Consider the following 25517-nt stretch of genomic DNA (forward strand, 5'->3'; position numbering starts at 1 on the left):
GAGCTGCTCGAAGGCCCAGCCCTGCCGGGACAGGGCATCTATGTTGGGGGTGAGGGGCTCTGCCGTTTGAAGGGGGTGGCGTTGTTGGCCTTGCGGTGTTCCGAGACCAGGATCAGCAGGCGCTGCAGGGCGATGAAGCTAAACAGCAGCAGACCTATGATGATCTTGGTCCACCAGGAGCTGAGGGTGCCGTCGAAGTTGATGTAGGTCTGGATCAAGCCCTGGATCAGCACCCCGAACAGGGAGCCGAAGACGGTGCCCACCCCGCCGCTCAGCAGGGTGCCGCCGATCACCACGGCGGCGATGGCATCGAGCTCCACCCCGACGGCGGCGAGCGGATAGCCCGCCGAGGTGTAGAGTGCGAATACGATGCCCGCCAGGGTCGCCAGGGTGGTGGAGAGCAGGTAGATGCGAATGGTGGTGTGGCGCACCGAGATCCCCATCAGGGCCGCCGAGGTGGCGTTGCCGCCGATGGCGTAGACGTTGTTGCCAAAGCGGGTGCGGTTGGCGAGCAGGATGCCGAAGACCACCACCGCCAGCATGATGAGGGCCAGCAGGCTCAGGCGCCCGCCTCCCGGTATCTTCCACGACAGGCTCGACAGATAGGTGAAGCTGGGGTGATCGATGGGCAGGGACTGCTCCGAGATGAGGAAGCTGGCCCCCCGCAGGAAGAACATGCCCGCCAGTGTGATGATGAAGGCGGGGATCTTCAGGGTGTCGATGAGCCAGCCCATGAGGGCGCCAAAGCCCGCACCGAGCACCAGCACCAGGGGAATGGCCAGCAGCGGACTGACCCCGAGATCCCCGATAAGCTTGGCCAGCAGCACGCCGGTGAAGGCGATGACGGCACCCACCGACAGATCTATGCCCCCCGAGAGGATGACGAAGGTCATGCCCACCGCCACTATTCCCAGAAACGCGTTGTCCGTCAGTATGTTGCAGATGATGCGGGTGGACATGAAGGCGGGGAAGGAGACCAGGCAGAGCAGATAGCCCAGCACGAAGACCATGATGGTCACCATCAGGGGGAGGTTGCGTTTAAACATGGCGAGTCCCTCGCTGGAACAGGTGGTTGAGGGCCGGCGACTGCATGACCAGCACCGCCAGCACCACCAGGGCCTTGACGATCTGGTTCCACTGGGGCTGGTAGCCGGAGAGCAGGATCCCTGTGTTCACCCCCTGGATGATCAGGATGCCGACCAGGGAGAGGGCGAGGTTGAAGCGCCCCCCCATCAGGGAGGTGCCTCCTATCACCACCGCCAGAATGGCGTCCATCTCCAGCCAGAGCCCGGCGTTGTTGGCATCGGCCCCGCGGATGTCGGCGGCGACTATCATGCCGGCGACGGCGGCCATCATGCCGCTCAGCAGGTAGGTGGCGATCACCACCATGGGGGTGTTGAGCCCGGCGTTCTTGGCGGCCTTGATGTTGATCCCCACCGCCTCGATGAAGAGGCCGAGGGCGGTGCGCTTGGTCAGCAGCCAGAGCAGCAGCGCCATGCCCAGGGTGATGATGACCGGGGTGGGCAGATAGAAGAGGGAGCCGCTGCCGATCCAGGCCAGGGCCTCGTTGTTGAAGGTGATGATCTGCCCCTCTGTGATGAGCTGGGCTATGCCCCGGCCCGCCACCATGAGGATCAGGGTGGCGACGATGGGCTGGATCTTGAACACCGCCACCAGCAGGCCGTTCCACAGGCCGCACAGCAGGCCCACCCCGATGACGGAGGCGAAGATGACCGGCAGGCTGTGGCCGCCGGTGGCCAGGCTGGCCATGGTGGCCCCGCTGATGGCCATCACGGCTCCCACCGACAGATCGATGCCGCCGGTGGCGATCACCAGCGTCATGCCGAGGGAGAGCAGGGCCACAGGGGCGCAGCGGTTGAGTATGTCGATGAGGCTGCCAAACAGCCGCCCATCCTGGATGTGGATGGCGAAGAAGTTGTCGGCGACCAGGGCATTGATGAGCAGCACGCAGAGCAGGGCCCCGCATTGGGCCGTGCCCGTGGGCAGGGCTCTGCGGGCGCGCGACCCCTTGGCGAGGGGGAGGATGGATGACGTCATATCAGGCCTCGCATGCAATGGCGTTCATGATGGCAGGGACGCTCAGGGCGTCCGTCGCAAGCTCTGCCACCTGTTTTCTGTCACGAAGGACGATCACCCGATCGGCATAGCCCACCAGCTCCTCCAGCTCGGAGGAGATGACCAGCAGGGCCAGCCCGTTGGCGCAGAGGGATTCGATGAGGCGGATGATCTCGGCATGGGCCCCCACGTCGATGCCCCGGGTGGGTTCGTCCAGGATCAGGAACTGGGGCTTGGTGAGCAGCCAGCGGGCGAGCAGCACCTTCTGCTGGTTGCCCCCGGAGAGAAACTGGATGGGCTGCTCCGGTCCCGGGGTCTTGATGGCCAGCTGCTCGATGAGGCGGGCGGTGATCTCGTCCTGCTCCTTGCGGGGCAAGGGGCGCAGCCAGCCCCGCTGGGCTTGCAGGGCCAGCACCATGTTCTCCCGCACGGAGGCCGAGGCGATGATGCCGGCGCTCTTGCGATCCTCCGGGCAGAAACCAAAGCCGTTGGCGGCCGCCTGGCGTGCACTGCGGATGGTCACCGGCTTGTCTCGCACCCGGCACTCGCCGCTGTCGCTCGGCACTATGCCGAACATCAGCTCGGCGGTCTCGGTGCGACCCGAGCCGAGCAGGCCGGCGAGGCCCACTATCTCCCCGGGCATGACGTCGAGACTGAAGGGGGCGATGACCCCGCGCTTTCCATAGTCCCTGAACGACACCATGGGCTGGTTGCTGCGCAGTGTCTTGCCGGCCCGCTTGAGGGCGTTGTCGTCCAGCTCGCGCCCCAGCATCATCTTGACCAGCTCCAGTTGTGGCAGCGCGGCCGTGTCGCGGGTGCCGACCAGCTCGCCGTTGCGAAGCACAGTGATGCGATCGCTGATGGCGTAGACCTGATCGAGAAAATGGGTGATGAAGATGAGGCTCACCCCCTGATCCCGCAGGCGAGTCATCAGGGAGAACAGCATCTGGACTTCGCTGGCATCCAGGCTCGCGGTGGGCTCGTCCAGGATCAGGATCCTGGCCGAGAGCGACACCGCCCGGGCGATGGCCACTATCTGCTGCATGGCGACCGAGTAGTGACCCAGAGGCAGGGTGACATCCATCTCGAAGCCGTGGTCGGCCATGATGGCTTGGGCCTGCCGGGTCATGGCGCCCCGGTCGATGAAGCCGAAACGGCGGGGCTCGTGGCCGATGAAGAGATTGTCCGCCACCGACATGTTGGGCAGCAGGTTGACCTCCTGATAGACGGTGCCGATCCCCAGGCGCTGGGCATGGGCGGTGTCCGTGGGGGAGATGGCGGTGCCATCGAGTTCGATGCGGCCGGCGTCTCGTTGATAGACACCGGTGAGGGTCTTGACCAGGGTGGACTTGCCGGCGCCATTCTCGCCGAGCAGCGCCATGATCTCCCCCCTTCGCAGGGAAAAGTCCACCTGATGCAGGGCACGCACCCCGGGAAAGGTCTTGCAGATCCCGCGGGCATTCAACAGGACATCCTGAGTGTTTTTTGTCATGAATAGGGGCTCTCCGATATAACACGCCATATCGCAACTCAGCCGATATGGCGTGCTATTCAACTGGCTGGCTCAGCGGGCGAGCGGTATTAATATCCCATGTCTTTTTTCAGTGCGAGCTGGGCCTCGGCACTGTCAGGCTCGAACAGAATAGACGCCGTCTTGATCTGTTTGGGGGGCAGGGTGCCATCCTTCTTATACGCCAGCAGGGCGTCGAAGGCGGGGCCCGCCATATTCGGCGTCAATTCCACCGAGGCATTGGCTTCGCCTGCGATCATCGCCTTGAAAATATCCGGCACCCCATCGATGGAGATGATCTTGATATCCTTGCCCGGTTTCAGCCCGGCCTCTTTAATGGCCTGGATGGCGCCGATGGCCATGTCATCGTTATGGGCGTAGACGGCGCAAATATTCTTGCCGCTATTTTCCGCCTTGATGAAGCTCTCCATCACCTCCTTGCCCTTGCTGCGGGTGAAGTCGCCGGACTGGGTGCGGATGATCTTGATGGTGGGCACGGCCGCGACGGTGTCGAGGAAGCCCTTCTTGCGATCCAGCGCCACGCTGGCGCCAACGGTACCCTGCAATTCCACCACGTTGCAGGGCTTGCCATCCTGCTGCTTGATGAGCCACTGTGCTGCCACTTCCCCCTCGTGGACGCTGTCTGCGGCGACCCCGGTCATGAAGAGGCCGTCATCTTTCACCGTGATGTTGCGATCCAGCAGGAACACCGGGATCTCGGCCTCTTTCGCCTCCTGCAATACCGGTTCCCAGCCGGTCTGCACCACGGGGGCAATAAAGATGGCATCTACCCCCTGGGCAATGAAGGAGCGAATGGCCTTGATCTGGTTCTCCTGTTTCTGCTGGGCATCGGCAATTTTCAGGGTGATGCCGCGTTTCTGTGCTTCCGTCTTGGCGACCGAGGTTTCCGCCGCCCGCCAGCCGGACTCAGAGCCTATTTGCGAGAAGCCCACGGTCATCTCGGCAGAATATGCAGAGGCCGAGAGAACAAGGGTGCTGATAATGCCCGCCAGTTTCACTTTTTTATACATATGACACTCCTTTGTGATGCATGGTGAAATAAACCGGAACGCGTCAGGTTGTTATTGTACGGCTCAAGGGTAGAGGCTCTTGAATTTAACGGCGGGAGGTGGCTCACAGAAAATTTTCAGCAGCATGATGCTTCATACAAACAGCAGAAGAGTTCATATATCGGGCGGGGTAAATCGTGTGTTCAGTGCATATTTATTCGCATATCTGTGCTGGCGCCAGGATGACACTGGGCGAGAAGGTGGACGTTGTTTGGCCCCCGTCCCAGGGGGCGCACAGTGCCGGCCCTGACCTTGTGCCCCTGCGCTCGATATCATCTGAATGCCATGGGCCTGAGTTCCTCGCCCCCGGACGCACCACCCAACTGGCCAGATGTTACCCAACGCCCAGGGAGGGCGCGATGTACCGCCTTTGACCATGAAGCGCTCAGGGGGGAGGTGGGTGGCATCAAGGGACATGGATCCGCATCCGCGCCGAGGGGCGGCCTTGCACAAAATGGTGCCAGACATGGTCATAGAGCGCCTGCTGGCCGGGGAAGCTCACCAGCGCCTTGGCCTCGGTGAAGGAACACCAGCGATATTCGGTGTGCTCATCATTGAGGGTCACCACCTGATTGGGCGGGCAATAGACCACGAACACAGGCACCACCATGACGGTATTGGTGGCCGCGTCGTAACACTGCTCCAGATATTGGCCGTTATAGAGCTCGGTCACCTTGATGCCCGTCTCCTCGCCAAATTCGCGCACTATGCTGCCAGCCGGTTTCACCCGATTCGACCGTGCCCGCCACATGACACCAGAAGCCCCCTTTGACCCTGTTCATCAGCAGTATCTTTATCTGGCCATGGATGTTCGATAGCGCCACCCCGGCAACGGCGTGGCAGCGAATGGGGATCATGCAGATACCTTGTCGTCGTGAAGTCACGGTTTGCATTATGGGGTTGTTTGGCGCCCCTTGCCCCATTTTCTGCGTCCCGCCCTGTCCCCGGTCAACCCCCCATGATGCGGGCTGTCTGGATGGCCTCGATAAGCGCTGCCCGGTTGATGCGGGGGCGCTCGCCATCGAGCAGCTGCTGCCAAAGGGCGATGGCCTCCCCGTAGCGGCCGTGCAGGAAGTGATCGGACGCGAGCAGCATCAGGGCGCTCACTTCCCCCTTGTCCTGTTTGAGGGCGCTCTCCAGCAGGCGTGTTGCCTCGGGAGTCAGCCGCTGGCCCGCCTGGTAGTAGCGCACTGTGGCTTGTGCGGCCAGGGTCGCTGCGCTGGCGCCCCCCTCTTGCAGGGCGAGGCGCTGATAGGCGAGCAGGGCGTTGTCGTACTGGTCCCGATACAGATACCACTGGCCAAGCTCGGCCCAGGCCTCCAGATCGGCGGGGTCGGCTTGCAGCCGCTGGTGCAGGGCCTCCAGCGCCTTGTCCTGCAAGTCTCGCGGGCTCAATCCCGCCAGGGGATCGGGGCGCGACTGATAGGCCTGCCACGCCTGGTAGCGACCGGTGCTCATATAAGTGGCGGCAACGGCGGCGAGAGCCAGGATGCCAAGCAACAGCAAGACATACATGTGCCGGGTATGGCGAGCGCGATTGTCATGCTGGCTGGCCAGTTGTTTGCGCAGGGCCAGCTCCGCCGCCGGGATGGCATTGGCGAGGCGGGCCAACTCCAGCTCCCGATGGAGGGGGCTGTGGGGGGCAAGCCCCACCTGCTGCTCGGCCATGATCAGCCGGTTCAGCTCGGCCCTGGGATCCTGGGCCAGGTTCCCTTGCTCCTTATCGCCAATCAGTGGCATGCGAATCTGCTGTTTGCGTTGCAGGCTAGCGCGCAGGCGAGCAAGCGCCAGCAACAAGAGCAGGGCTGGCCCTCCCCACAGCAGCGCCGTGCTGCTCTTGAAGGGGGGATCGTAGCGCACGAAATCACCAAAGCGCTCCGTCATGCGGGCGATCACCTGCTCATCGCTCTGTCCTTCGTCCACCCAGCGGTAGACCTCGAGGCGCAGATCCCGGGCGATGGGGGAGTTGGACTCCACCAGGTTCTGGTTCTGGCACTGAGGGCAGCGCAGGGCGCGGGCGAGATCCTGGGCCCGAGCTTGCCGCTCGGGGTGGCGAAACTCATAGGTGTCGACCCCGCTGGCCGTGGCCGATGGGCTCAGTGCCATGAGCAGCGTGATGGCAAGGGCTATCAGCAGCGGATTGAGGAGGGGGCGGATCGTCATGGCTGCCCCTTCATCTGTGGGGTGGGCAGGGCACGGGCCCTGGCAAGCAGGGGGGCAAACTGGCGTTGCCAGATTTCCCGGGTGAGCAGACCGGTATGACGGGTCAGCAGGGTGCCATCGGCGGCAAAGAGATAGGTTTCCGGCGTGCCGTAGACACCGAGCTCCAGTGCCAGTTTGCCGTCGGGGTCCGCCAGCACGGCGTTATAGGGGTTGCCCGCCTGAGCAAGCCACATGCGGGCGGCGTCCCCCTTGTCTCTGTAGTTGAGACCGTAAAGGGGCACGGCGCCCGCCAGATCATTGAGCAGCGGATGCTCGGCACGGCAGCTCGGGCACCAGCTGGCCCAGACGTTGAGCACAAAGGGCTCACCTTTTAGCTCAGCGGTATCAATAATCCTCCCATCCAGCAGATTTTCGCTCTGCCAGGCAGGCAGAGTGCGCCCTGCGACGGCCTCGTCCTGGCGGTAAGGGTCGTTGCCAAGGCCGAGCCAGAGCAGGGCGCCGAGGCCCAGAGTGACTATCAGGGGGAGGAAGAGACGCAGGCGCGGGCTCATGGCGCCTCCTTGGGGAGCAAGCCCGCGACTTGATGTGCAGAGGTCTGCGGTTGGGCTGCCAGCAATGGCTTGCGCCCCAGCAGACGCAGGGCGCCCCCCGCCATCATCAGGATGCCGCCGAGCCAGATCCAGCGCACCAGCGGTTTATGGTGCAGCCGCATGGCATAGGCGTCCGGCCCCATCTTCTCGCCGAGCACCACGTAGAGATCCCCAAACAGTCCCCCCTGGATGCCGGGTTCGTTCATGTTCATGGTGCGCACGCTGTAGTGGCGCCGCTCTGGGGTGAGCCTGGCCACCTCGCGGCCCTCCCGGTGCACACTCAAGGTGATGCGCTCGGCGGTGTAGTTGGGGCCGATGATCGGCTCGCTCCCTTCATAGCGAAAGGTATAGGCGCCAAGCTGGTAGGGGCTGCCTGCTTTTAGTACTGCGCCCCCCTCCTGGCTGTGGTGGCTCACCTGCGCAATGCCGAGGGCGCACACCGCCACCCCGAGGTGGGCCAGCAGGCTGCCGAGCCGGTTGGCACTCAGGCCATGGGTCTTGAATGAGACATTGATCAGCAGGCTCGCGATGAGCCAGAGGCTTAGCATATTGGCGAGGATGCCGCTCCAGCCCAGGGTTCCCTGTTCGCGATAAGCGAGGCTGAGCAGGCCGCCCCCCAGCAGGCCAAACAGTGGCGGCAGCAAGGTGTTGAGCCGGGAACCTGCGGCAAGCTGCTGCCAGCGCAGGCGCGGGATCTGGGTCATCAGTGCCATCAGCGCCAGCGCCAGCGGCACGAAAACAGCGTTGAAATAGGGGGCGCCCACCGACAGCGATCCCAGATGCAGGGACTGGAACACCATGGGGTAGAAGGTGCCGAGCAGCACGCTGGCGCAGGCCACGCAGAGCAGCAGTATGGCGCAGCCCAAGATTCCCTCCTTTGACAGCAAGCCAAAGCGGGCATAGGGGGCGCGAATGTCTGCCCGCAGGGCAAACAGGGTGAGTGCCGTGGTCAATAACAGGCCGAGCAGCAGCAACAGGGTGAGGCCGCGATTGGGGTCCACCGCGAAGGCGTGCACCGAGGTGAGCACCCCGGAGCGCACCACGAAGGTGCCGAGCAGGCTCAGGGCGAAGGTGAAGATGGAGAGCAGCAGCACACCGTGGCCGTAGGCGCCGCGTTTCTCGCAGACGACGAGGGCATGCAAGAGGGCTGTGCCCAGCAGCCAGGGCAGCAGGGAGGCATTCTCCACCGGATCCCAGAACCACCAACCGCCCCAGCCGAGCTCGTAATAGGCCCACCAGGAGCCGAGCAGGATACCGGCGGTGAGAAACACCCAGGAGCCGAGCGCCCAGGGGCGGCTCCAGTGGGCCAGGGCGCCGTCCAGCCGGCCCGAGTGCAGCGCCGCCATGGCGAAGGCGAAGTTGACCGCAAAGCCCACATAGCCGAGATAGAGCAGGGGGGGGTGTATGATGAGGCCGATATCCTGCAGCATGGGGTTGAGATCGCGCCCCTCAAGCGGCCCGGGGAATTGCCGGTCAAAGGGGCTGGAGAAGATCAGGGTGTAGAGGGCGAACAAACCGACGATAAGCCCCATGATGGCCAGCACTCGAGTGGTGATCAATGGATCGACCCGTTTCGAACAGAGCGCCACCAAGGCCCCCCAGAGCGCCAGCGCAAAGACGAAAAACAGCATGGAGCCCTCGTGGCCGCCCCACACGGCCGCCAGCTTGAAGCCCATGGGCAGGGCGCTGTTGGCGTGCTGGGCCACATAGGTGAGGGTGAAGTCATCCCGGGCAAAGCAGCTGGCGAGCAGCAACAGGGCAGCCCCCAGCAGTATGGCATTGCTCAGCGCCAGCGGCTTGGCGCAGCCCAGCAGGGTCGGGGAAGCGAGGCGCAAGCCCAGCCAGGGCAGGGTGCCCTGCAGCAGGGAGAGTGCCGCCGCCAGCAGCAGTGAGAGATAGCCGAGCTCCGCCAGCACACAACCTCCAGGTTCATTCGTTTATGTTATGCCGCAGCGTCTGCACAGCACCGGCGCTGGGGGATAAGATCCACACTCTTGGAAACAAACCAGCGCCAGTCCCCCGAGGGCGGCTGGCGCTGGTGATCATACTTTTAAACAACCGTCATCTGGCCGGCATACGAGGATGACGCAGCATCAGACAGCAGCATGCCCATCAGGGTCATGCTGCAAGCCGACGTCGTATGGTCGCTTTTGCTACAAATCATGCATTTCCCCTTATACGACCGTCATCTGGCCGGCATAGAGCACGAAGTAGCGCAGCAGCAGTATCCCCACCAGGGTCAGGCTGCACACCAGTACCAGATGACCGTTTCGCTCCCGCAGGGGCGCCGGGGTCAGCAGGGCCAGCAACTGGGGCAACAACATGCCGATCCCCACCACGCCGACCCAGAACACCTGGGCCCAGAAGCCGCTGCCGATGGCGGCCCACATGGCCACCTCCTTCTGGCCGCCACCGAAGTAGAGACCGGTAAAGAAGCAGACCAGCAGCAGCACCTCTACCGCCAACACGGGGCGCTCGAAGCTATGCACAAAGCTCACGCCCGGGCTGTGGTGGTGCTCCTTGAACAGGGTCACCGCCAGCAAGATGGTGGAGGCGATCCCTGAGCTGATGCCGGAAACCAGGAACAGCACCGGCAGCACTGGGTTGTTCAAGAGCGGATAGGTCTTGAGCGCCGATAGCAGAAAGCCGGTGTAGGCCCCCAGCAGCACAGCCAGCAGCAACAAGAGCGGCGCCAGCAGCCGCTCGATGCGGGCAAGCCAAGCGATCAGCCCATCCACAAAGGCGAACTTCTCTTTCAGCAACCGGCTGCGAAGGGTCTCGATCTCGGTGCGAAATACCACCGCCAGCCAGGCGAACAGCACCGCCATATAGAGCTGGAACAGCATGACCCCCATGGACATCACGGAGTCGAATTGGTAGTGGAACATCAGCTTCCAGAAGGTCCAGGGTCGGGCCAGATGGAAGATGAGGATCAACAAGCCGAGGATCACCGAGAGCGGCGCCAGGATGGCGGTCGCCTTGATGATGCCGCTCTCGCTGCCGGCCCCCTTGCGGCGCAGCAGCACCGAGAGGCTGGTGGCCCCGGCCGAGATGCCGAGCAGAAAGAGATAGATAGCGATCGGCCAGTCCCAAACGAGGGAGGGGAAGTGAAATGCGTCATGCCACATGGTCATTCCCTCCATCGGTGATTGCCGGGGTAGATGGCGATGGGACAAGTCCCCACATCAGCGAGGGGAAGTGAAATGCCGCTTGCATGGTCATGACGTTATCTCCCCTTTGGGCACGCGGTACATCTTGGGCGAGGTGCCGAGTGCCTGCTTGTAGCGATAGGTGGTCTCCTTCACCAGCCGTTTGGCGATGGGGCTATTTGGATCATCCAGATTACCGAACACCAGCGCCTTGGTGGGGCAGGATTCTACGCAGGCCGGCTCCTTGCCCGCCGCCAGGTTGGTCTTGCGGCAAAAGTCGCACTTGTCGGCCACCCGGGTGACCGGGTTGATGAAGCGCACCTGATAGGGGCAGGCGGCCAGACAATACATGCAGCCGACGCACAAGTCCGGGTCCACGTCGACGATGCCATCCTCCTTGCGGATATGGGAGGCACCGGTGGGGCAGACGTGCACGCAGGGGGCGTTGTCACAGTGCTGGCAGGATTTTCGAAAGAAGTGGTACTCGGCATCGGGAAATTCACCGACGGGGCCGGAGCGGATGATCTCGAGGCGCGAGACCCCTTGTGGCACCTGGTTCACCTCCCGGCAGGCATCCATGCAGGCGGTACAGCCGATGCAGGCCGCCTCGTCATGGAGCATGCCAAAGCGCACCCCCTCTATGGTCTGGCTGTGGGCCAGGATGGCCGCGCCGGCGCGGGAGTTGGCACGAACAGTCCCCGTCATCATGATGAGGGCCCCCGCGCCCAGGCCCGCCATAAAGTCACGACGAGAGCAGCTCATGGTGCCTCCTTGCCCGCATTGGCCTGCAGGGCGGCCGCCTTGGCTTGATGCTGCTTGCCGTGGCAATCGACGCAGATCTTGATGCGGGATTTTTCGGTTATGCCCACCATGGGCTCCTTGGCCGGGTGCAGCGCGTGACAGCTGGTGCAGCTGAGCTTGGTGGCGTGCACGTCGTGGGCCCAGAGCGCCTCGCGCAGGGGTTTGGGCTCGTGGCAGCTCATGCAGACCCCGTTCTGTTCGGCGATGGGGTAGGTCTCCTCGCTCTGCTTCTCATTGAAGCTGTCGCTAAAGCGCATCACGTCCTTGACCCCTTCCCTGTGCTGGGGGGAGGGCTGGCCGTGGCAGTTGGTGCAGGTGACCGGTGCCAGGTTGTTGGGATTGGTCGCCTGGCCGTGCTTGCCGTGCATCCCCTCGCTCTGCTCCTTGTGGCAGTCGGTACAGGCCTTGTCGGGGCTGCGCAAAAACTCCACTTCATGTGTTGCAGGTACCGGCGCGGCCGTCTGCTCGGGGGCCGCCTGGCCCTGCAGGCTGGTCAGCAGCATGGCCGCCATCAGCATCAATCGTAAGAAATCCATCGTTAAATCACCCATAGGAAGCCTCCATCCGATTGCGGGCCCGACTCGGCGGGCCCACAAATCTCGTTACTGTGCGAGCCGTCCGGCCGCCTTGGCCTCGGCATCCCAGGCGGGGACTGTGGTCTTGAGAAACTGGGCCTTGTCGCCCTTCATCTGCTTCATGTCCATGCCAAGGGCGGCCTGGGCCTTTTCCTTGCTGGAGATGTCGGGAATGGCGATCTCGTGGCTGATCCCCTTGGCCGCCAGCAGGCGAGCCAGCTTGGTGCGGGCGTCGGCTGCCTTGTCCAGGGCGGTTCCCTGCATGCGCAGCGCCACTTCAGGGGCGTGCATCTGCACCCCGTGGGAGGCGATGGAGAAGTCCCAGCGCCATTGGGCGTGACGGATGTCTTGCAAAATGTCCTTCATCTCGGTCTCGGTGGCGCCGGCATCCCAGGCCGCCTTGGCCTCGAAGTGGGCGTGCACCAGCTGCTTCTCGACCTTGAGCTTGATCTCGGTGACGGCATCCTTGCGCTGCTTGACCACCCCCTGCAGCATCTCCTTGCTCTGGGTGTGGCAGTTGCGGCAGGTCTGCTCGAAGCGATCGAAGGGGTTACCCACCTTGTGATCCGTGTAGACCTTGCCCTGCTCGTTTTGCACCTTGGGCATGTGGCAGTCGACGCAGGCGACGTTGTTCTGGCCGTGAATGCCGGCACGCCAGGTCTCGTACTCGGGATGCTGGGCCTTGAGCATGGGGGTCTTGGAGAGGGCGTGGGTCCAGTCGGCGAAGCCTATCTCGTCGTAATACTGCTCCATCTGCTCCACCGTGGTGCCCTTGCTCCAGGGGAAGGTTACCGCCTTGGTGGGGCCACTGAAGTAGTACTCCACGTGGCACTGGCCGCACACCTGGGACTGTTGATCGAAACGGCCCTGCTCCTTGAACGGCTTGCCGATGGCGGTCATGGCGCGGTCGGCATAGGGACGGGAGAGGTGCAGAGCGGGCTTGCCCTCCTTGAACTCCTTGGAGGCGGTGTCATGGCAGTCGGCGCAGCCTATGGTGTTGACGATTTCCGGCCCGCCTTTTGCCCACATCCCCTTGAAGTAGCCATCCTCGCCTTTTTCATCGATGACGCGGGCCACGTCCGGGCCCTTGCAGCTCCAGCAGGCCATGGGCAGGGGGCCATCCTCGGCGCTCTTGGGGGCACCGGTGCGCAATGTTTCCCGCACGTCGGTCAGGGCATAGAAGTGGCCGCGGGGCTTGTTGTAATCCTTGGCGAAGGCATAGCCACCCCAGAGCACCACCATGTTGGGATCCTCGGCCAGGGCGTCGGTGCGATCCTTGCTCTCGCTGGTGGCCTTCCAGCTGCTGAACTGATCGGCGTGATCCTTGGCGAACAGCTCGCTGCGCGTCTCTATCTTGCCCTCGGGCTGTTTGGACTGCGCCTCGTCTGCCTGCGCCGGGGCGCAGAGCAGGGTTGTCATCAGCAGGGCGGCGAGGCCCAGCCTGGTTGGTATCTTGTATGAACTCACGATCATCGCTCCCCAATAAAAAACGTAGCAAAACCTGACCCTTGCCATCCATGACGTGGACACCAGTCTTCGCGTGTGGCGGGAGCAGGCAAACCGAACTCTTGTTATGAATGGAATCAATGAGATCCCACGATTGCTCGGCAGGAATACTACATAATGGGTAAAGGAAATGATGATTTATCGAGGTCGGTTTTGCGCTAGATCAATTCCCGTTGGCGCCAGATGGTAAAAGTGAGATCTCACGCCAAAATCTGAAGAAAAAGCGCCCCGTCTCTGGCCAGGCATGGGTGTCTTTTCAAAGGCTTTCCCCAAGGAGGGCCTTGTCCGGCTCTGCCTCTCTGGCCTGGCCATATCATCTGGTTACTGCCACCCCGGATAGACCAAACGCAATGGGCTAAGTGGCGCATCTGGCGGCTCTACACTCAATAAAATGAGTGAGGTAAACACGATGAAACGCTGGTGCTGGTTGCTTGTCCTGAGCCTGCTTGCCTCGTTCCCCGCCTGGGGTGAGCAAGGGGGGGAAACAGAGAAAGATGAGCGCGAGGCGCTCTCCTTTACGACCCAGGAGCTGGCCCAGCCCTGGCTGGGGGATCTGGATGCCATGCTGGAGCGACGTACCATCAGGGTGCTGACCAGCTACAACAAGACGGGGTACTTCATCCATAAAGGGGTACAGCGGGGCGTCACCTATGACGCCTTCATGGCGCTGGAGCGCCGCCTCAACGAGCAGCTGCGCAAGGACAAGGCCATCAAGCGCCATCTCAAGGTTCATGTCGTCTTCATTCCGGTGGCCCGGGAGGCGCTGTTCACCTCCCTCACTGCCGGCAAGGGGGATATCGCCGCCGCCAACCTCACCATCACGGACAAGCGCAAGCAGCAAGGGGTGGCGTTCACGGATCCCCTGCTCGAGAACGTGCGCGAACTGCTCGTCTCCGGCTCTTACTCTCCCAAGGTGGAAAGCGCCGCCGATCTGGGGGGCAAGACCGTCTTCGTTCGCCCCTCTTCCAGCTATTTCGAGAGCCTGCTCGCCTATAACCAGGCGCGCAAGGAGGCGGGAGAGCCCCTCATCGACATTCAGCCCGCCTCCGAGGCGCTGGAAGATGAAGATCTGGTGGAGATGGTGAACGCCGGTCTGCTGCCCTTTATCGTCATGGATGATCACAAGGCCCGCTTCTGGCAAAAGATCTTTCCCGAGATAACTCTTCATGAAACCCCTGTGTTCAGGGAGGGAGGCACCATCGCCTGGGCGGTACGCAAGGAGAGCCCGCAACTGCTGACCATGCTCAACGAGCAGATCAAGGCCCTGCGTGGCAAGGCGACCGGCGACGATCTGCTGGCGCGTTATCTCAAGCAGAACAAGTTCGTCAAGAGCGCCGCCGCCGCCGCCGAACGGAAAAAGTTTGTGCAGGTGGTGGATCTGTTTCGCGAGTACGGCGAGCGTTATGACATGGACTGGCTGCTGATGGCGGCCCAGGGCTATCAGGAATCGGCGCTCAACCACAAGGCGCGCAGTCACGTCGGCGCCATCGGCATCATGCAGATCATGCCTGCCACCGGCAAGGGACTGAAGGTGGGTGACATCCGTCAGCTTGAGCCCAACATCCACGGCGGCGTCAAATACATGCGCTGGATGATCGATCACTACTATGCCGACGAACCCATGACGGCGCTGGACAAGGCGCTCTTCTCCTTCGCCTCCTACAACGCGGGCCCGGCCCGGGTGGCGCGGCTGCGGGCCGAGGCGAAAAAACAGGGGTTGGATCCCAATGTCTGGTTCCACAACGTCGAGTACGTGGCGGCGCAGAAGATAGGCGCCGAGACGGTGACCTATGTCGGCAACATCTACAAGTACTACATCGCCTACAAGCTGGTGATGGAACAGCTCACTCACAAGGATCAGGCCATCACCACCCTGGAGCAGCATGCCGAGGCGCTGGGCGAGGCCTCATCCGGTGCTGCCCCGACCGAGGCCGCCGCCACGCCCAAAGCGGCCCCCCCTCAGCCTGCGGCGCCCTGACGATGTCATGAAAGCAGTGCCTCGATTGAAAAGAGGTGCCGATGGGCACCTCTTTTCGCTGGGGATGGCCGCATGGCCCCCTCTATCAGATGAACATGCCGCCGGACACCTCGATGCGCTGGGCGGTGATCCAGCGGCAATCCTCCGCCAGCAGGGCGGCGACGGCGCCCCCTATGTCATCGGGGCGGCCGACCCGGCCCAGGGCCGTCTGGCCGGCAAGATAATCGTTCACCCCCTGATTGTCGCGCACCACACCGCCGCCAAAGTCGGTCTCGATGGCGCCCGGGGCCACCACGTTGACGGCGATCCCCCTGGGGCCCAGCTCCTTGGCCAGATAGTGGCTGAGCACCTCTATGCCCCCCTTCATGGCCGCATAGGCGGCGTAGCCCGGCAGGGCGAAGCGGGTCAGGCCGGTGGAGAGGTTGACGATGCGCCCGCCATCGCGCAGCAGCGGCAGCAACTGCTGGGTCAGGAAGAAGGTGCCCTTGAGGTGGATATTCATCAGGGTATCGAACTGCTGCTCCGTGGTCTGATCGAAGGGGGCATTGATGCCGATGCCGGCATTGTTGACCAGAAAATCGAACCGGGTCTGCTGCCACTGCTGTTGCAGCAGTTGATGCACCTGCTCGGCAAAGGACTGAAAGCTGGCGCTCTCGCCCACATCCAGCATCAGGGCGTGGGCCTTGACGCCGAAGGCGCGGGCGGCTTCGACCACCGTCTGCGCCTCCTGTGCCTGGTGGCGGTAGGTGATGATGAGGTCGACCCCGCGGGCGGCCAGGGTGAGGGCCGTGTTGCGGCCAAGGCCGCGGCTGGCCCCTGTGATGAGGGCAATGGGATTGGGCATGATGGACTCCTGGGTTGAGGGATGGGGGTGGTGCCTGGCCGGCCTGCACCTCCCTTGGCCGGGTCAGACGCCGCGGGCCATGGACCCTGCCTATACACCATAGCCGCGATGGGACTGCGCTGGGGGCCTCTTCGGGTTCAGTCCCGGTAGCGATGGGCGCGATATTACTTCGGGGCCCTGGATCAGGCGCTGTTCGACGTCATCAGCGGCAAGGCCAAGGCCAGCGGCAAGCTGCCCTTCGAGCTGCCCTCCAACTGGCAGGCGGTGCAAAACCAGCCCTCGGACGTGGCGAAAGGCTCCGCGAACCCGCTCTACCCCTATGGTGCCGGTCTGGCCTATTGAGGGCGAGCCCGACATCGATGATCACCAAGGCGCCTGCGGGCGCCTTTTCCATTGCCCCCATCGACAATCCCGGTTTGGCGCCTGCGGCGGGCTTGGGCATAATGGCGACCCATCAGGGGGTGGCGCCCCTCGCGACCTTGACACGCTCGCGAGGCCGGGCGCACCCAGCAAGCGCGCAGAGGAGACAAGATGAAATTTATCGGAGCCCACGTCAGTGCGGCCGGCGGGGTGGAGAACACCATCGCCCGTGCCCAGGCTATCGGGGCCAACGCCTTCGCCCTGTTCACCAAGAACCAGCGCCAGTGGCAGGCGGCGCCGCTGACCGCCAAGTCCATCGACGCCTTCAAGGCGGCCTGCGACAAGGGGGGCTTTCGCCCCGAGCAGATCCTGCCCCACGACAGCTACCTCATCAACCTGGGTCATCCCGACCCCGACGCCCTGGCCAAGTCCCGGGATGCGTTTCTGGACGAGATCAGGCGCTGCGAGCAGCTGGGGCTCTGTTACCTGAACTTCCACCCCGGCAGCCACCTCAAGCAGATCCCCGAGGCGGCGAGCCTGAAACTGGTGAGCGAGTCCATCAACTGGGCGCTGGAGCGCAGTGAAGGGGTGACGGCGGTGATCGAGAATACCGCCGGCCAGGGCACCAACCTCGGCTGGTCGTTCGAGCACCTGGCCACCCTGATCGACGGGGTGGAGGACAAGGGCCGGGTCGGCGTCTGCTTTGACACCTGCCACGCCTTCGCCGCCGGTTACGATCTGCGCACCCCCGAGTCCTGCGCCGCCGTGTTCGCCGACTTCGACCGCATCGTGGGGTTCGAGTACCTCAAGGGGATGCACATCAACGGCGCCAAGTGTACCTTCGGCAGCCGGGTCGATCGCCACCACAGCCTGCGGGAGGGCAACCTCGGCGAGGCGGTGTTCCACCACATCATGAACGACGCGCGTTTCGACGGCATCCCGCTGATCCTCGAGACCATAGACGAGTCCATCTGGGGCGAGGAGATTCGCTGGCTGCGCAGTCTGGCCCCCTGAGGATCTTGACGATGCAACGAACAGAGGCCCCAATGCGGGGCCTCTTCTTTATGGCGGTACTGCCTTTGGCGCCCCCGGCGCGTCTCGCTGCCGGGGAGCGGGCCATCAAGCGGCGTGGGCGGCGAGATCCTTGAGCAGGCCGTCGACCCGCTGCAAGCGGGTGACCCTGTCCTGGGTCGGCACCTGGAAGCGCAGCCGGGTCGGACCGTCCATCTTGAACACCCTGGGCTGTTCGCTGAGCAGCCTGACCAGGTAGGCGGGGTTGACGGGGGTCTCCTGGGTGAAGTCCAGGTAACCGCCGCGCTCGCTCATCTCCAGACGCCTGATGCCAAGGGCCGCCGCCCGCTGGCGGAAGCCGGCGAGGTCGAACAGGGTCTTGGTGGCGTCCGGCAGCAGGCCGAAGCGATCGATCAGCTCCACCTTGAGCTCCCGCAGCTCCTGCTCGTCCGCCGCGCTGGCGATGCGCTTGTACATGGACAGGCGCATGTTGACGTCCGGGATATAGCTGTCCGGCAACAGCGCCGGCAGGCGCAGCTCCACCTCGGTGTGCTGGCTCATCAGCTGATCCAGAGAGGGCTCCTTGCCTGATTTGAGCGCCTCCACCGCCTGCTCCAGCATCTCCATGTAGAGGGTGAAGCCCACCGACTCTATCTGGCCGCTCTGATCGTCGCCAAGCAGCTCGCCTGCGCCGCGGATCTCCAGATCGTGGGTGGCGAGCGCAAAGCCGGCGCCGAGATCTTCGAGGGACGCGATGGCATCGAGCCGCTTGGCGGCATCCTTGGTCATCAGCTTGGGATGGGGGGTGAGCAGGTAGGCATAGGCCTGGTGATGGGAGCGCCCGACCCGGCCCCGCAGCTGGTGCAGCTGGGCCAACCCCAGATGATCGGCCCTGTCCATGATGATGGTGTTGGCGCTCGGCACGTCGATGCCGGTCTCGATGATGGTGGTGCACACCAGCAGGTTGAAGCGCTGGTGGTAGAAGTCCGACATGATACGCTCAAGATCGCGCTCGCGCATCTGGCCGTGGGCGATGCCGATGCGCGCCTCCGGCACCAGCTGGGCGAGGTCATTGGCGCATTTCTCGATGCTCTCCACGTCGTTGTGCAGGTAGTAGACCTGACCACCCCGTTTGAGCTCCCGCAGCACCGCCTCCCGGGTGACGGCGGGATCCTGCTGGCGCACGAAGGTCTTGATGGCGAGGCGCTTGGCAGGCGGGGTGGCGATGATGGAGAGATCCCGCATGCCGGACATGGCCATGTTGAGGGTGCGCGGGATCGGCGTCGCCGTGAGGGTGAGGATGTCCACGTCGGCCCGCAGCGCCTTGATCTTCTCCTTCTGGCGTACCCCGAATCTGTGCTCCTCGTCGACGATGAGCAGCCCCAGATCCTTGAAGGTGAGATCGGAGCCCAGCAGCTTGTGGGTGCCGATGATGATGTCCACCTTGCCCTCCGCCAGCTCTTTCAAGACGGCCGTCTGCTCCTTGGCGGAGCGGAAGCGGCTCAGTACCTCCACCCGCACCGGCCAGTTGGCGAAGCGGTCGCGGAAGTTGTCGTAGTGCTGCTGGGCCAAGAGGGTGGTGGGCACCAGCACCGCCACCTGCTTGCCGCCATGGACCGCAACGAACGCCGCCCGCATCGCCACCTCCGTCTTGCCAAAGCCCACGTCGCCGCACACCAGGCGGTCCATGCTCTTGGCCTGGCACATGTCGCCGAGCACCGCATTGATGGCATTGAGCTGATCCTCGGTCTCCTCGAACGGGAAGCCGGCGGCAAACTGGCGATAGCTCTCCTTGTCGTGCTTGAAGGCGAACCCCTTGCGCGCCGCCCGCAGGGCATAGACGTCCAGCAGCTCGGCGGCCACGTCGCGCACCTTCTCCGCCGCCTTGCGCCGGGCGCGGCTCCAGGCCTCGCCGCCGAGCTTGTGGCTGGGGGGGTTGTCAGAGCCGGTGTAGCGGCTGATGAGGTGCAAACTGGTGACCGGCACGAACAGCTTGTCGCCTCCGGCGTATTCCAGGGTGAGGAACTCGGTGGGCATGCCGCCGGCGTCCAGGGTCTCCAGGCCGAGATAGCGGCCGACCCCGTGATCCAGATGCACCACGGGCTGACCCTGGGTCAGCTCGCCGAGGTTTCGGATCACCGCCTCCGAGCTTAAGTTCTTGCTCTTCTCCCGGGCGCGTTTGCTGCGGATCTTGCCGCCCAGCAGCTCGCTCTCGGTGATGAGGGCGAGCTCCTCCTGGCCACTCTCTCGCAGCAAGAAGCCGCGCTCCAGGGGGCCGACCAGTATGCCCTGCCGGTCGCTTCCGGCGAGGAAGGCCGCCAGGCTGGCGGACTCGGGGGGCTGCTGGCCGATGCGGGCCAGCAGGTCCCGCAGCGCTTCGCGCCGTCCCTCGGACTCGACCACGAACAGGGTGCGCCCGGCAAACCCTTGCAGAAACTGCGCCAGGGCGAGCAGGGGCTGCTCCTTGCTGTGATCCAGCTGCAGCTCGGGCAGGGGGGCGAAGGGCAGATCGAACTGACCGGCGCCGCCCTGGCAGGGGGCGCTTTGCAGGCGCACGGCGCCATACTGGCCGAGGGCCGCAAACAGCTGCGCCACCGGCAGATAGAGGCGGGCGGGCTCGAGCAGGGGGCGGCTGGTGTCCCAGCGCCGCTCCTCGTAGCGTTGCTGCACGTCGTTCCAGAAGCCCTGGGCGGCCGGGTAGATCTCCCCGACCGTGATGAGGCGGGTCTGGGGCGGCAGATAGTCAAACAGGCTGGCGGTCTGCTCGAAAAAGAGCGGCAGATAGTATTCGATCCCCGCCGGCCAGCGTCCCTTGCTCACCTCCTGATAGATGGAGCCATCGGCCCGGGACAGCTCGAACAGCTCCCGGTACTGGCCGCGAAACAGCTCGATGGCCCCCTCGTCGGTGGGGTACTCCCGGGCCGGCAGCAGGCTGACGCGCTCGACGGGCTCGCGGGAGCGTTGGCTCTCGGGGTCGAACGGGCGGATGGAGTCCACCTCGTCATCGAAGAAGTCGATGCGATAGGGGTGGTTGCTGCCCATGGGGAAGAGGTCGAGCAGGGAGCCGCGGGCGGCGAACTCGCCATGTTCGAGCACCTGATCCACCGCCACATAACCCGCCGTGGCCAGGCGACTCCTCAGCTGCTGCAGATTGAGGCGCTGGCCGCTTTTGACCATCAGGCTGTATTTGTCGAGATACGCCTGGGGGGCGCAGCGCAGCATCAGGGTGGAGATGGGGACGATGAGGGCGCCCCGCTGCATCTGCGGCAGCTGATAGAGGGCCTCGAGCCGCTGGGAGATGATGTCCTGATGGGGGGAGAAGGTGTCGTAGGGCAGGGTCTCCCAGTCCGGGAACAGCAGCACGGGGCAGGGGGCATCGCCTTCCTGGGCCAGCAGGTAGCGCAGCTCCTGCTCCAGGCGCAGGGCGCTCGGGGTGTCGGCGGTGACCAGCAGGGTCGGGCCCGTGCTGCTGCGGGTGAGTTCGGCGGCCACCAGGGCCAGGGCGCTGCCATGGAGCTGGCCGAGGGTGCTCTTTTGACCCGCGGTGGCGGGCAGCTGGGGTAGGGTTAGGGATCTCATCACTCTTCGTCTTGAACCTTGTTCCGTTTGCACCTGGGCGCCGGGGGCGCGGTGCCGGGATCAGCCGATCGGACTGAGGTCGCGACCGGCTGGCGGGGGTTGCTAGCCCAGTCGTTCCTGGGCGCGGGCCTTGAGCTGGCGCGACTGGACGTGGAGGCTGGCTCGCACCAGCAGCTCGCGGTCTTCCTCGCGGATGCGGACATAGTCGAGGCCCACATGCTGGCCATGCTCGCCGGCCGTGACCTCCCGGACCCGGGCGTAGCAGTAGACGGCGGCGGCCTCGTCGCGCAGGAAGATCTTGAGGCGCACCAGCTGGCCCTGGGTGGGGGCCTGGCCATGCCCCTCTGCCGGATGCAGGTAGCTGAGCTGGCCCGCGCCGAAGGTCAGGGTATGAAAGCGCTGCTCAGGGTGATCCTGGGCCGCCAGCACATAGCTCATGATCATGTCTATCTTGCGGGACTGCTGGTTGATGATCTCCACCAGATCCTGCACGGCATCGCTCTGGTTGCGAATGAGCCGGGTGGCGGCCATGTCGACGGTGCTGATGGCACTGGCGATGCGAAAGGGTTCGGGCAGTTCCGCCTCCAGGGCCTGTTCGCTCGGCAAGGGGTAGTCGCTAGGCAGGGGGATCACATTGACCGGCGTGGCATGGGTGACGCTGAAGAACTGTTCCTGCATGTAGGCTATCCCTTGTGTTCATGGATAAGTGTTCATGGATAAGTGTTCATGGATACGTTGCCATGAACAGGTGGTCATGGCGATGGACGCCGGGTCGCTATCTCCGGTTCGGGCCTGGTTCGGGCCAGTGTCAGCCGGGCGGCGCCGAGGGGCGTCAGGTGCGGCCCTTGGCGCCACTCGCCTGCTTGGCGAGGTCGGTACTTCCCGTTCGGCCTGCCCGCTTGCCGACGGGGGCAGACAGGGGGCCATGGCCGTGGCCGGGCGCCTCCCTCGGCATCCTGTGGCGCAGCAACGCGGCTTGCGTTGAGGCGTCAACAGACCCTATTATCCGGCATCTTATTTTGTTGGCAACGTAGATATCCTTGAAGACTGGACTTTTTCAGCCCCTTTCGCTGGCCATCGGCCTGCGTTATGCAGGGTCACGGCGCAGTAATCGCTTCGTCTCCTTCATCTCCCTGTTCTCCACCTTTGGCATCGCCATCGGGGTCGCCGCCCTGATGGTGGTGATCTCCGTCATGAACGGCTTCGAGGGGCAGCTCAAGGGACGCATCCTGGGGGTCATCCCCCATGTGGTACTGACGAATCAGGCTGGCCGCATCGAGGCCCATCCCGACGGTCTGCCCGACCTTGCCACGCTGCCCCATGTGGTCGCCACGGCCCCCATGCTCGACAGCGAAGGCATGCTGCAAAGCCCGGGTCAGCTGACCGGGGTGAGCGTGCAGGGCATCGATCCCGCGCTCTGGCCGAAAGAGGACATTCTGCACTCCCAGATGCTGGGGGGACGGCTCGACTCCCTCAAGGGCGGGGAGTACCAGATAGTGCTGGGGCAGGGGGTGGCGCGCCGTCTCGGCGTGGGGCTGGGGGATCCTGTGCGTCTCATCCTGACCGAGGCGACCCGCTTCACCCCCTTTGGCCGGGTCCCGGCCCAGCGCATCTTCACCGTCTCCGGCATCTTCGGGGTGGGCGCCGACGTGGACGATCAAATCGCCCTGATCGCCCTCGCGGATGCCCAGCGCCTGCTGCGCCTGCCCCCCGAGACCATCGGCGGCCTGCGGCTGTGGCTCGATGATCCCTTCGCCGCCGACGCCGTGATCAAGACCCCCTTGCCCGCAGGTTATCAGTGGCAGGATTGGCGCCGCGAGCGTGGCGAGCTGTTCCAGGCCGTGGCCATGGAGAAGCGCATGATGGGGCTGATGCTGGTGCTCATCATCGCGGTGGCTACCTTCAATATTCTCTCCGCCCTGGTGATGGTGGTGACCGACAAGGAAGGGGAGGTGGCCATACTGCGCACCATGGGCATGAACGAGGCCGGTATCGTCAAGATCTTCATGGTGCTCGGCGCCTCCAGCGGGGTGATCGGCGCCCTGTTTGGTGCCCTGGCCGGGCTGGCCCTGACCCTGGGGCTGAATCCCCTGCTCAATGGGCTTGGGCTCAATCTTTATATGGCGGCGGGGGGCAGTGGCCTGCCGGTCATCGTCGAGCCGGTCCAGGTCGTGACCATCTTGCTGGGCGCCGTGCTGCTGAGCTTCAGTGCCACCCTCTACCCGGCGGCCCGTGCGGCCCGGGTGAAACCGGCGGAGGCACTGCGTTATGAATGATTCATCTTCTGTTGTTACTGGTGCAAGTGGAGCCCCTTTTATGAATGACCCCCAGTCCCGTGAGCCTCTGCTGCGTTGTCAGGCGTTGAATCATGTCTATCAGGAGGGCGAACTGCAGACCCAGGTGCTCAAGGGGATCGATCTCAGTGTCGCCCCCGGCGAGATGCTGGCGGTGGTGGGCAGCTCGGGGTCGGGCAAGACCACCCTGCTGCACCTGATGGGGGCGCTGGACAACCCCTCCAGCGGCGCCGTGCTGTTCAAGGGGCAGGATATCCACCGCTGGGACAGCCGCACCCAGGCCCGTTTTCGCAATCAGGAGCTGGGGTTCGTCTATCAGTTCCACCACCTGCTCGCCGAGTTCACCGCCCTGGAGAACACCGCCATGCCGCTGCTCATCGCCGGTGAGTCGGTCGCCAGCGCCACCGAGAAGGCGAGCAAGATGCTGGGGCGGGTGGGGCTCTCCCATCGCCTCCATCACCGCCCCTCCGAGCTCTCCGGTGGCGAGCGTCAGCGGGTGGCCATCGCCCGGGCCCTGGTCAATGAGCCCAGCCTGGTGCTGGCGGACGAGCCCACCGGCAACCTGGATCATGCCAGCGCCACCGCCGTCTACGAGCTTCTGTGCGAGCTCAACCGCGAGCTGGGCACGGCCTTTGTGGTGGTGACCCATGACTTGAGTCTGGCCGCCAAGCTCCATCGCCGGGTGACCCTGGTGAGCGGCATCATGGCGGAGGTCGCCTGATGTTCAAGCCGCTGCCCCTGTTTCTGGGCCTGCGTTACAGCCGCTCCCGCCGTCGCAACGGCTTCATCGCCTTCATCTCCGCCTCCTCCCTCATCGGTATCGCCCTCGGGGTGATGGCGCTGATCCTGGGGCTCTCGGCCATGAACGGCTTCGAACGGGAGCTCAAGGACAGGGTGCTCTCCGTCATCCCCCACGGGGAGCTGGACGCGGTGGAGAGGCCGCTTCCCGACTGGCCGAGGCTCAGAGACTACCTGTTGGCCCAGCCCGGCATCGAGGCCGCCGCCCCCGTCATTCGCCTCAACGGCCTGCTCGAACATGGCAGCGCCCTCAAGGGGGTGCAGCTGCGCGCCGTCCTGCCCGAGCTCGAGGCCAATCTCTCCGATGCCGGCAGCTTCATGACGGGGCGGGGCTTTCGCGAACTCAAGGGCGGTGAGCGGGGGGTGATCCTCGGCAAGGCCATCGCCGACAAGCTGGGGGTGGGGATCGGCGATCCGGTCGCCATCCTGCTGCCCCAGGGTGGGGATGCGACGGGGATCAAGAATCCCAGGCGCGAGGCGCTGCACGTGGTGGGCCTGCTCGAACTCGGCGGCCAGCTCGACGGCCTGCTCGGCTTCATGCACCTGGAAGATGCCCAGGCCATCACCGCCATGGGCAAGGATGTGGAGGGCTTCAGCCTCAAGGTGGACGATGTGCTCAAGGCGCAGTCCATCACGGTGGCCGCCGCGCAGCAATTCCCCCATCACGTCTATATCCGCAGCTGGATGAACAGCCAGGGCTACCTCTATCAGGACATCCAGATGGTGCGCACCGTCATGTACGTGGTGATGCTGATGGTGGTGGCGGTGGCCTGTTTCAACATCGTCTCCACCCTGGTGATGGCGGTGAACGAGAAGCGCAGCGAGATCGCCATCTTGAAGACCATGGGGGCGAGCCCGGGCCAGATCCGGCTCACCTTCGTCATCCAGGGCATGGTGAACGGGGTGGCGGGGGCTCTGCTTGGCGCCCTGCTCGGCGGCCTGTTGTCGAGCAGGCTGACCCAGATCCTGGGCGCCATCGAGGGGGTGATCGGCCATCGCTTCCTCAATCCGGATATCTACTTCATCGACTTCCTGCCCACCGAGCTCCATGGCCAGGACGTGGTCATCGTCACCGGCGCGGCCATCCTGATGAGCCTGGCGGCCACCCTCTACCCCGCCTGGCGGGCGAGCGGTCTGGTGCCCTCCCGGGAGCTGGGTCACTGATCCGAGGGCCAGGTTTGCCAAGCCTGGCAATATGCTGAAAAAGAAGGAC

20 protein-coding genes and 1 pseudogene are annotated in these 25517 nt (G+C 64.2%); 6 read left to right on the plus strand and 15 right to left on the minus strand.

Features of this window, described 5'->3' with window-relative positions:
* Positions 1-38: 38 nt before the first annotated feature.
* From yjfF to nrfA, 12 genes and pseudogenes are all read right to left on the minus strand, one after another.
* On the minus strand, positions 39-1046 hold the full coding sequence (gene yjfF / locus ACW5W4_RS00005) for a galactofuranose ABC transporter, permease protein YjfF (RefSeq protein ID WP_456687961.1): 1008 nt from the start codon (positions 1044-1046) through the stop codon (positions 39-41).
* Positions 1039-2058 carry a galactofuranose ABC transporter, ATP-binding protein YtfT gene (gene ytfT, locus ACW5W4_RS00010; protein ID WP_456687962.1) on the minus strand — a complete coding sequence of 340 codons (1020 nt, stop codon included), beginning with the start codon at positions 2056-2058 and terminating at the stop codon, positions 1039-1041. The genes yjfF and ytfT overlap by 8 nt, the downstream gene beginning before the upstream one ends.
* A 1-nt stretch (position 2059) precedes the next feature.
* Entirely contained in the window at positions 2060-3568 is a 1509-nt protein-coding gene (ytfR, locus tag ACW5W4_RS00015) for a galactofuranose ABC transporter, ATP-binding protein YtfR (RefSeq protein ID WP_456687963.1), read from the minus strand.
* Positions 3569-3657: 89 nt separating this feature from the next.
* Positions 3658-4617, minus strand: coding sequence for a galactofuranose ABC transporter, galactofuranose-binding protein YtfQ (gene ytfQ / locus ACW5W4_RS00020; RefSeq protein ID WP_456687964.1), 960 nt, complete (start codon positions 4615-4617; stop codon positions 3658-3660).
* A gap of 445 nt (positions 4618-5062) precedes the next feature.
* Positions 5063-5513 (minus strand): annotated as a pseudogene (locus tag ACW5W4_RS00025) (NUDIX hydrolase).
* A gap of 91 nt (positions 5514-5604) precedes the next feature.
* Positions 5605-6819: a heme lyase NrfEFG subunit NrfF gene (nrfF, locus tag ACW5W4_RS00030; protein ID WP_456687965.1), complete on the minus strand. Its 1215-nt coding sequence runs from the start codon at positions 6817-6819 to the stop codon at positions 5605-5607.
* Positions 6816-7370: a DsbE family thiol:disulfide interchange protein gene (locus tag ACW5W4_RS00035; RefSeq protein ID WP_456687966.1), complete on the minus strand. Its 555-nt coding sequence runs from the start codon at positions 7368-7370 to the stop codon at positions 6816-6818. The genes nrfF and ACW5W4_RS00035 overlap by 4 nt, the downstream gene beginning before the upstream one ends.
* Positions 7367-9325, minus strand: coding sequence for a heme lyase NrfEFG subunit NrfE (nrfE, locus tag ACW5W4_RS00040; RefSeq protein ID WP_456687967.1), 1959 nt, complete (start codon positions 9323-9325; stop codon positions 7367-7369). Before nrfE ends, ACW5W4_RS00035 begins: the two co-directional genes overlap by 4 nt.
* A 258-nt stretch (positions 9326-9583) precedes the next feature.
* Positions 9584-10537, minus strand: coding sequence for a cytochrome c nitrite reductase subunit NrfD (gene nrfD / locus ACW5W4_RS00045; RefSeq protein ID WP_456687968.1), 954 nt, complete (start codon positions 10535-10537; stop codon positions 9584-9586).
* 90 nt (positions 10538-10627) lie between these two features.
* A complete protein-coding gene (locus ACW5W4_RS00050) occupies positions 10628-11320 on the minus strand; it encodes a 4Fe-4S dicluster domain-containing protein (RefSeq protein ID WP_456687969.1) in 693 nt (230 codons plus the stop codon).
* Positions 11317-11910 carry a cytochrome c nitrite reductase pentaheme subunit gene (nrfB, locus tag ACW5W4_RS00055; RefSeq protein ID WP_427261685.1) on the minus strand — a complete coding sequence of 198 codons (594 nt, stop codon included), beginning with the start codon at positions 11908-11910 and terminating at the stop codon, positions 11317-11319. Before nrfB ends, ACW5W4_RS00050 begins: the two co-directional genes overlap by 4 nt.
* A 51-nt stretch (positions 11911-11961) precedes the next feature.
* Positions 11962-13407, minus strand: coding sequence for an ammonia-forming nitrite reductase cytochrome c552 subunit (nrfA, locus tag ACW5W4_RS00060; protein ID WP_456687970.1), 1446 nt, complete (start codon positions 13405-13407; stop codon positions 11962-11964).
* A 442-nt stretch (positions 13408-13849) separates the two neighbouring features.
* On the opposite strand from nrfA, the gene ACW5W4_RS00065 reads away from it, so the two are divergent.
* Positions 13850-15418, plus strand: a complete 1569-nt coding sequence (locus ACW5W4_RS00065; RefSeq protein ID WP_456687971.1) for a transglycosylase SLT domain-containing protein — start codon at positions 13850-13852, stop codon at positions 15416-15418.
* Between the two features lie 85 nt (positions 15419-15503).
* On the opposite strand, the gene ACW5W4_RS00070 is transcribed toward ACW5W4_RS00065, so the two are convergent.
* Positions 15504-16262: an SDR family NAD(P)-dependent oxidoreductase gene (locus ACW5W4_RS00070; RefSeq protein ID WP_456687972.1), complete on the minus strand. Its 759-nt coding sequence runs from the start codon at positions 16260-16262 to the stop codon at positions 15504-15506.
* A 189-nt stretch (positions 16263-16451) separates the two neighbouring features.
* Here ACW5W4_RS00070 and ACW5W4_RS00075 point away from each other — a divergent pair, with 189 nt between their 5' ends.
* Together ACW5W4_RS00075 and nfo are read left to right on the plus strand one after the other, a co-directional pair.
* Positions 16452-16604: a hypothetical protein gene (locus tag ACW5W4_RS00075; protein WP_456688172.1), complete on the plus strand. Its 153-nt coding sequence runs from the start codon at positions 16452-16454 to the stop codon at positions 16602-16604.
* Between the two features lie 189 nt (positions 16605-16793).
* Complete coding sequence (gene nfo / locus ACW5W4_RS00080) at positions 16794-17636, plus strand: deoxyribonuclease IV (RefSeq protein WP_456687973.1); 843 nt, start codon at positions 16794-16796, stop codon at positions 17634-17636.
* Between the two features lie 105 nt (positions 17637-17741).
* On the opposite strand, the gene mfd is transcribed toward nfo, so the two are convergent.
* Positions 17742-21212 carry a transcription-repair coupling factor gene (mfd, locus tag ACW5W4_RS00085; RefSeq protein WP_456687974.1) on the minus strand — a complete coding sequence of 1157 codons (3471 nt, stop codon included), beginning with the start codon at positions 21210-21212 and terminating at the stop codon, positions 17742-17744.
* Between the two features lie 102 nt (positions 21213-21314).
* Positions 21315-21890, minus strand: a complete 576-nt coding sequence (locus ACW5W4_RS00090) for a PilZ domain-containing protein (RefSeq protein WP_456687975.1) — start codon at positions 21888-21890, stop codon at positions 21315-21317.
* A 362-nt stretch (positions 21891-22252) separates the two neighbouring features.
* Between ACW5W4_RS00090 and ACW5W4_RS00095 the strand changes: the two genes are divergently transcribed.
* Genes ACW5W4_RS00095 through lolE form a run of 3 tightly spaced genes read left to right on the plus strand, consistent with a single transcriptional unit; the run spans position 22253 to position 25468 of the window.
* A complete protein-coding gene (locus ACW5W4_RS00095; protein WP_456687976.1) occupies positions 22253-23488 on the plus strand; it encodes a lipoprotein-releasing ABC transporter permease subunit in 1236 nt (411 codons plus the stop codon).
* A gap of 40 nt (positions 23489-23528) precedes the next feature.
* Positions 23529-24227 carry a lipoprotein-releasing ABC transporter ATP-binding protein LolD gene (gene lolD, locus ACW5W4_RS00100; RefSeq protein WP_408793002.1) on the plus strand — a complete coding sequence of 233 codons (699 nt, stop codon included), beginning with the start codon at positions 23529-23531 and terminating at the stop codon, positions 24225-24227.
* Positions 24227-25468 carry a lipoprotein-releasing ABC transporter permease subunit LolE gene (lolE, locus tag ACW5W4_RS00105; protein ID WP_456687977.1) on the plus strand — a complete coding sequence of 414 codons (1242 nt, stop codon included), beginning with the start codon at positions 24227-24229 and terminating at the stop codon, positions 25466-25468. The genes lolD and lolE overlap by 1 nt, the downstream gene beginning before the upstream one ends.
* The last annotated feature ends 49 nt before the right edge of the window (positions 25469-25517 follow it).

The organism is Aeromonas crassostreae (genome assembly GCF_054052445.1).

Coding starts and splice junctions, on each gene's coding strand:
- nfo (WP_456687973.1), top strand. CDS start 16,794: ATGAAATTTATCGGAGCCCACGTCAGTGCGGCCGGCGGGGTGGAGAAC.
- nrfD (WP_456687968.1), bottom strand. CDS start 10,537: ATGTGGCATGACGCATTTCACTTCCCCTCCCTCGTTTGGGACTGGCCG.
- ACW5W4_RS00070 (WP_456687972.1), bottom strand. CDS start 16,262: ATGCCCAATCCCATTGCCCTCATCACAGGGGCCAGCCGCGGCCTTGGC.
- nrfF (WP_456687965.1), bottom strand. CDS start 6,819: ATGACGATCCGCCCCCTCCTCAATCCGCTGCTGATAGCCCTTGCCATC.
- nrfB (WP_427261685.1), bottom strand. CDS start 11,910: ATGGGTGATTTAACGATGGATTTCTTACGATTGATGCTGATGGCGGCC.
- ACW5W4_RS00050 (WP_456687969.1), bottom strand. CDS start 11,320: ATGAGCTGCTCTCGTCGTGACTTTATGGCGGGCCTGGGCGCGGGGGCC.
- ytfR (WP_456687963.1), bottom strand. CDS start 3,568: ATGACAAAAAACACTCAGGATGTCCTGTTGAATGCCCGCGGGATCTGC.
- ytfQ (WP_456687964.1), bottom strand. CDS start 4,617: ATGTATAAAAAAGTGAAACTGGCGGGCATTATCAGCACCCTTGTTCTC.
- lolE (WP_456687977.1), top strand. CDS start 24,227: ATGTTCAAGCCGCTGCCCCTGTTTCTGGGCCTGCGTTACAGCCGCTCC.
- ACW5W4_RS00090 (WP_456687975.1), bottom strand. CDS start 21,890: ATGCAGGAACAGTTCTTCAGCGTCACCCATGCCACGCCGGTCAATGTG.
- ACW5W4_RS00065 (WP_456687971.1), top strand. CDS start 13,850: ATGAAACGCTGGTGCTGGTTGCTTGTCCTGAGCCTGCTTGCCTCGTTC.
- ACW5W4_RS00035 (WP_456687966.1), bottom strand. CDS start 7,370: ATGAGCCCGCGCCTGCGTCTCTTCCTCCCCCTGATAGTCACTCTGGGC.
- nrfA (WP_456687970.1), bottom strand. CDS start 13,407: ATGATCGTGAGTTCATACAAGATACCAACCAGGCTGGGCCTCGCCGCC.
- yjfF (WP_456687961.1), bottom strand. CDS start 1,046: ATGTTTAAACGCAACCTCCCCCTGATGGTGACCATCATGGTCTTCGTG.
- lolD (WP_408793002.1), top strand. CDS start 23,529: ATGAATGACCCCCAGTCCCGTGAGCCTCTGCTGCGTTGTCAGGCGTTG.
- mfd (WP_456687974.1), bottom strand. CDS start 21,212: ATGAGATCCCTAACCCTACCCCAGCTGCCCGCCACCGCGGGTCAAAAG.
- ytfT (WP_456687962.1), bottom strand. CDS start 2,058: ATGACGTCATCCATCCTCCCCCTCGCCAAGGGGTCGCGCGCCCGCAGA.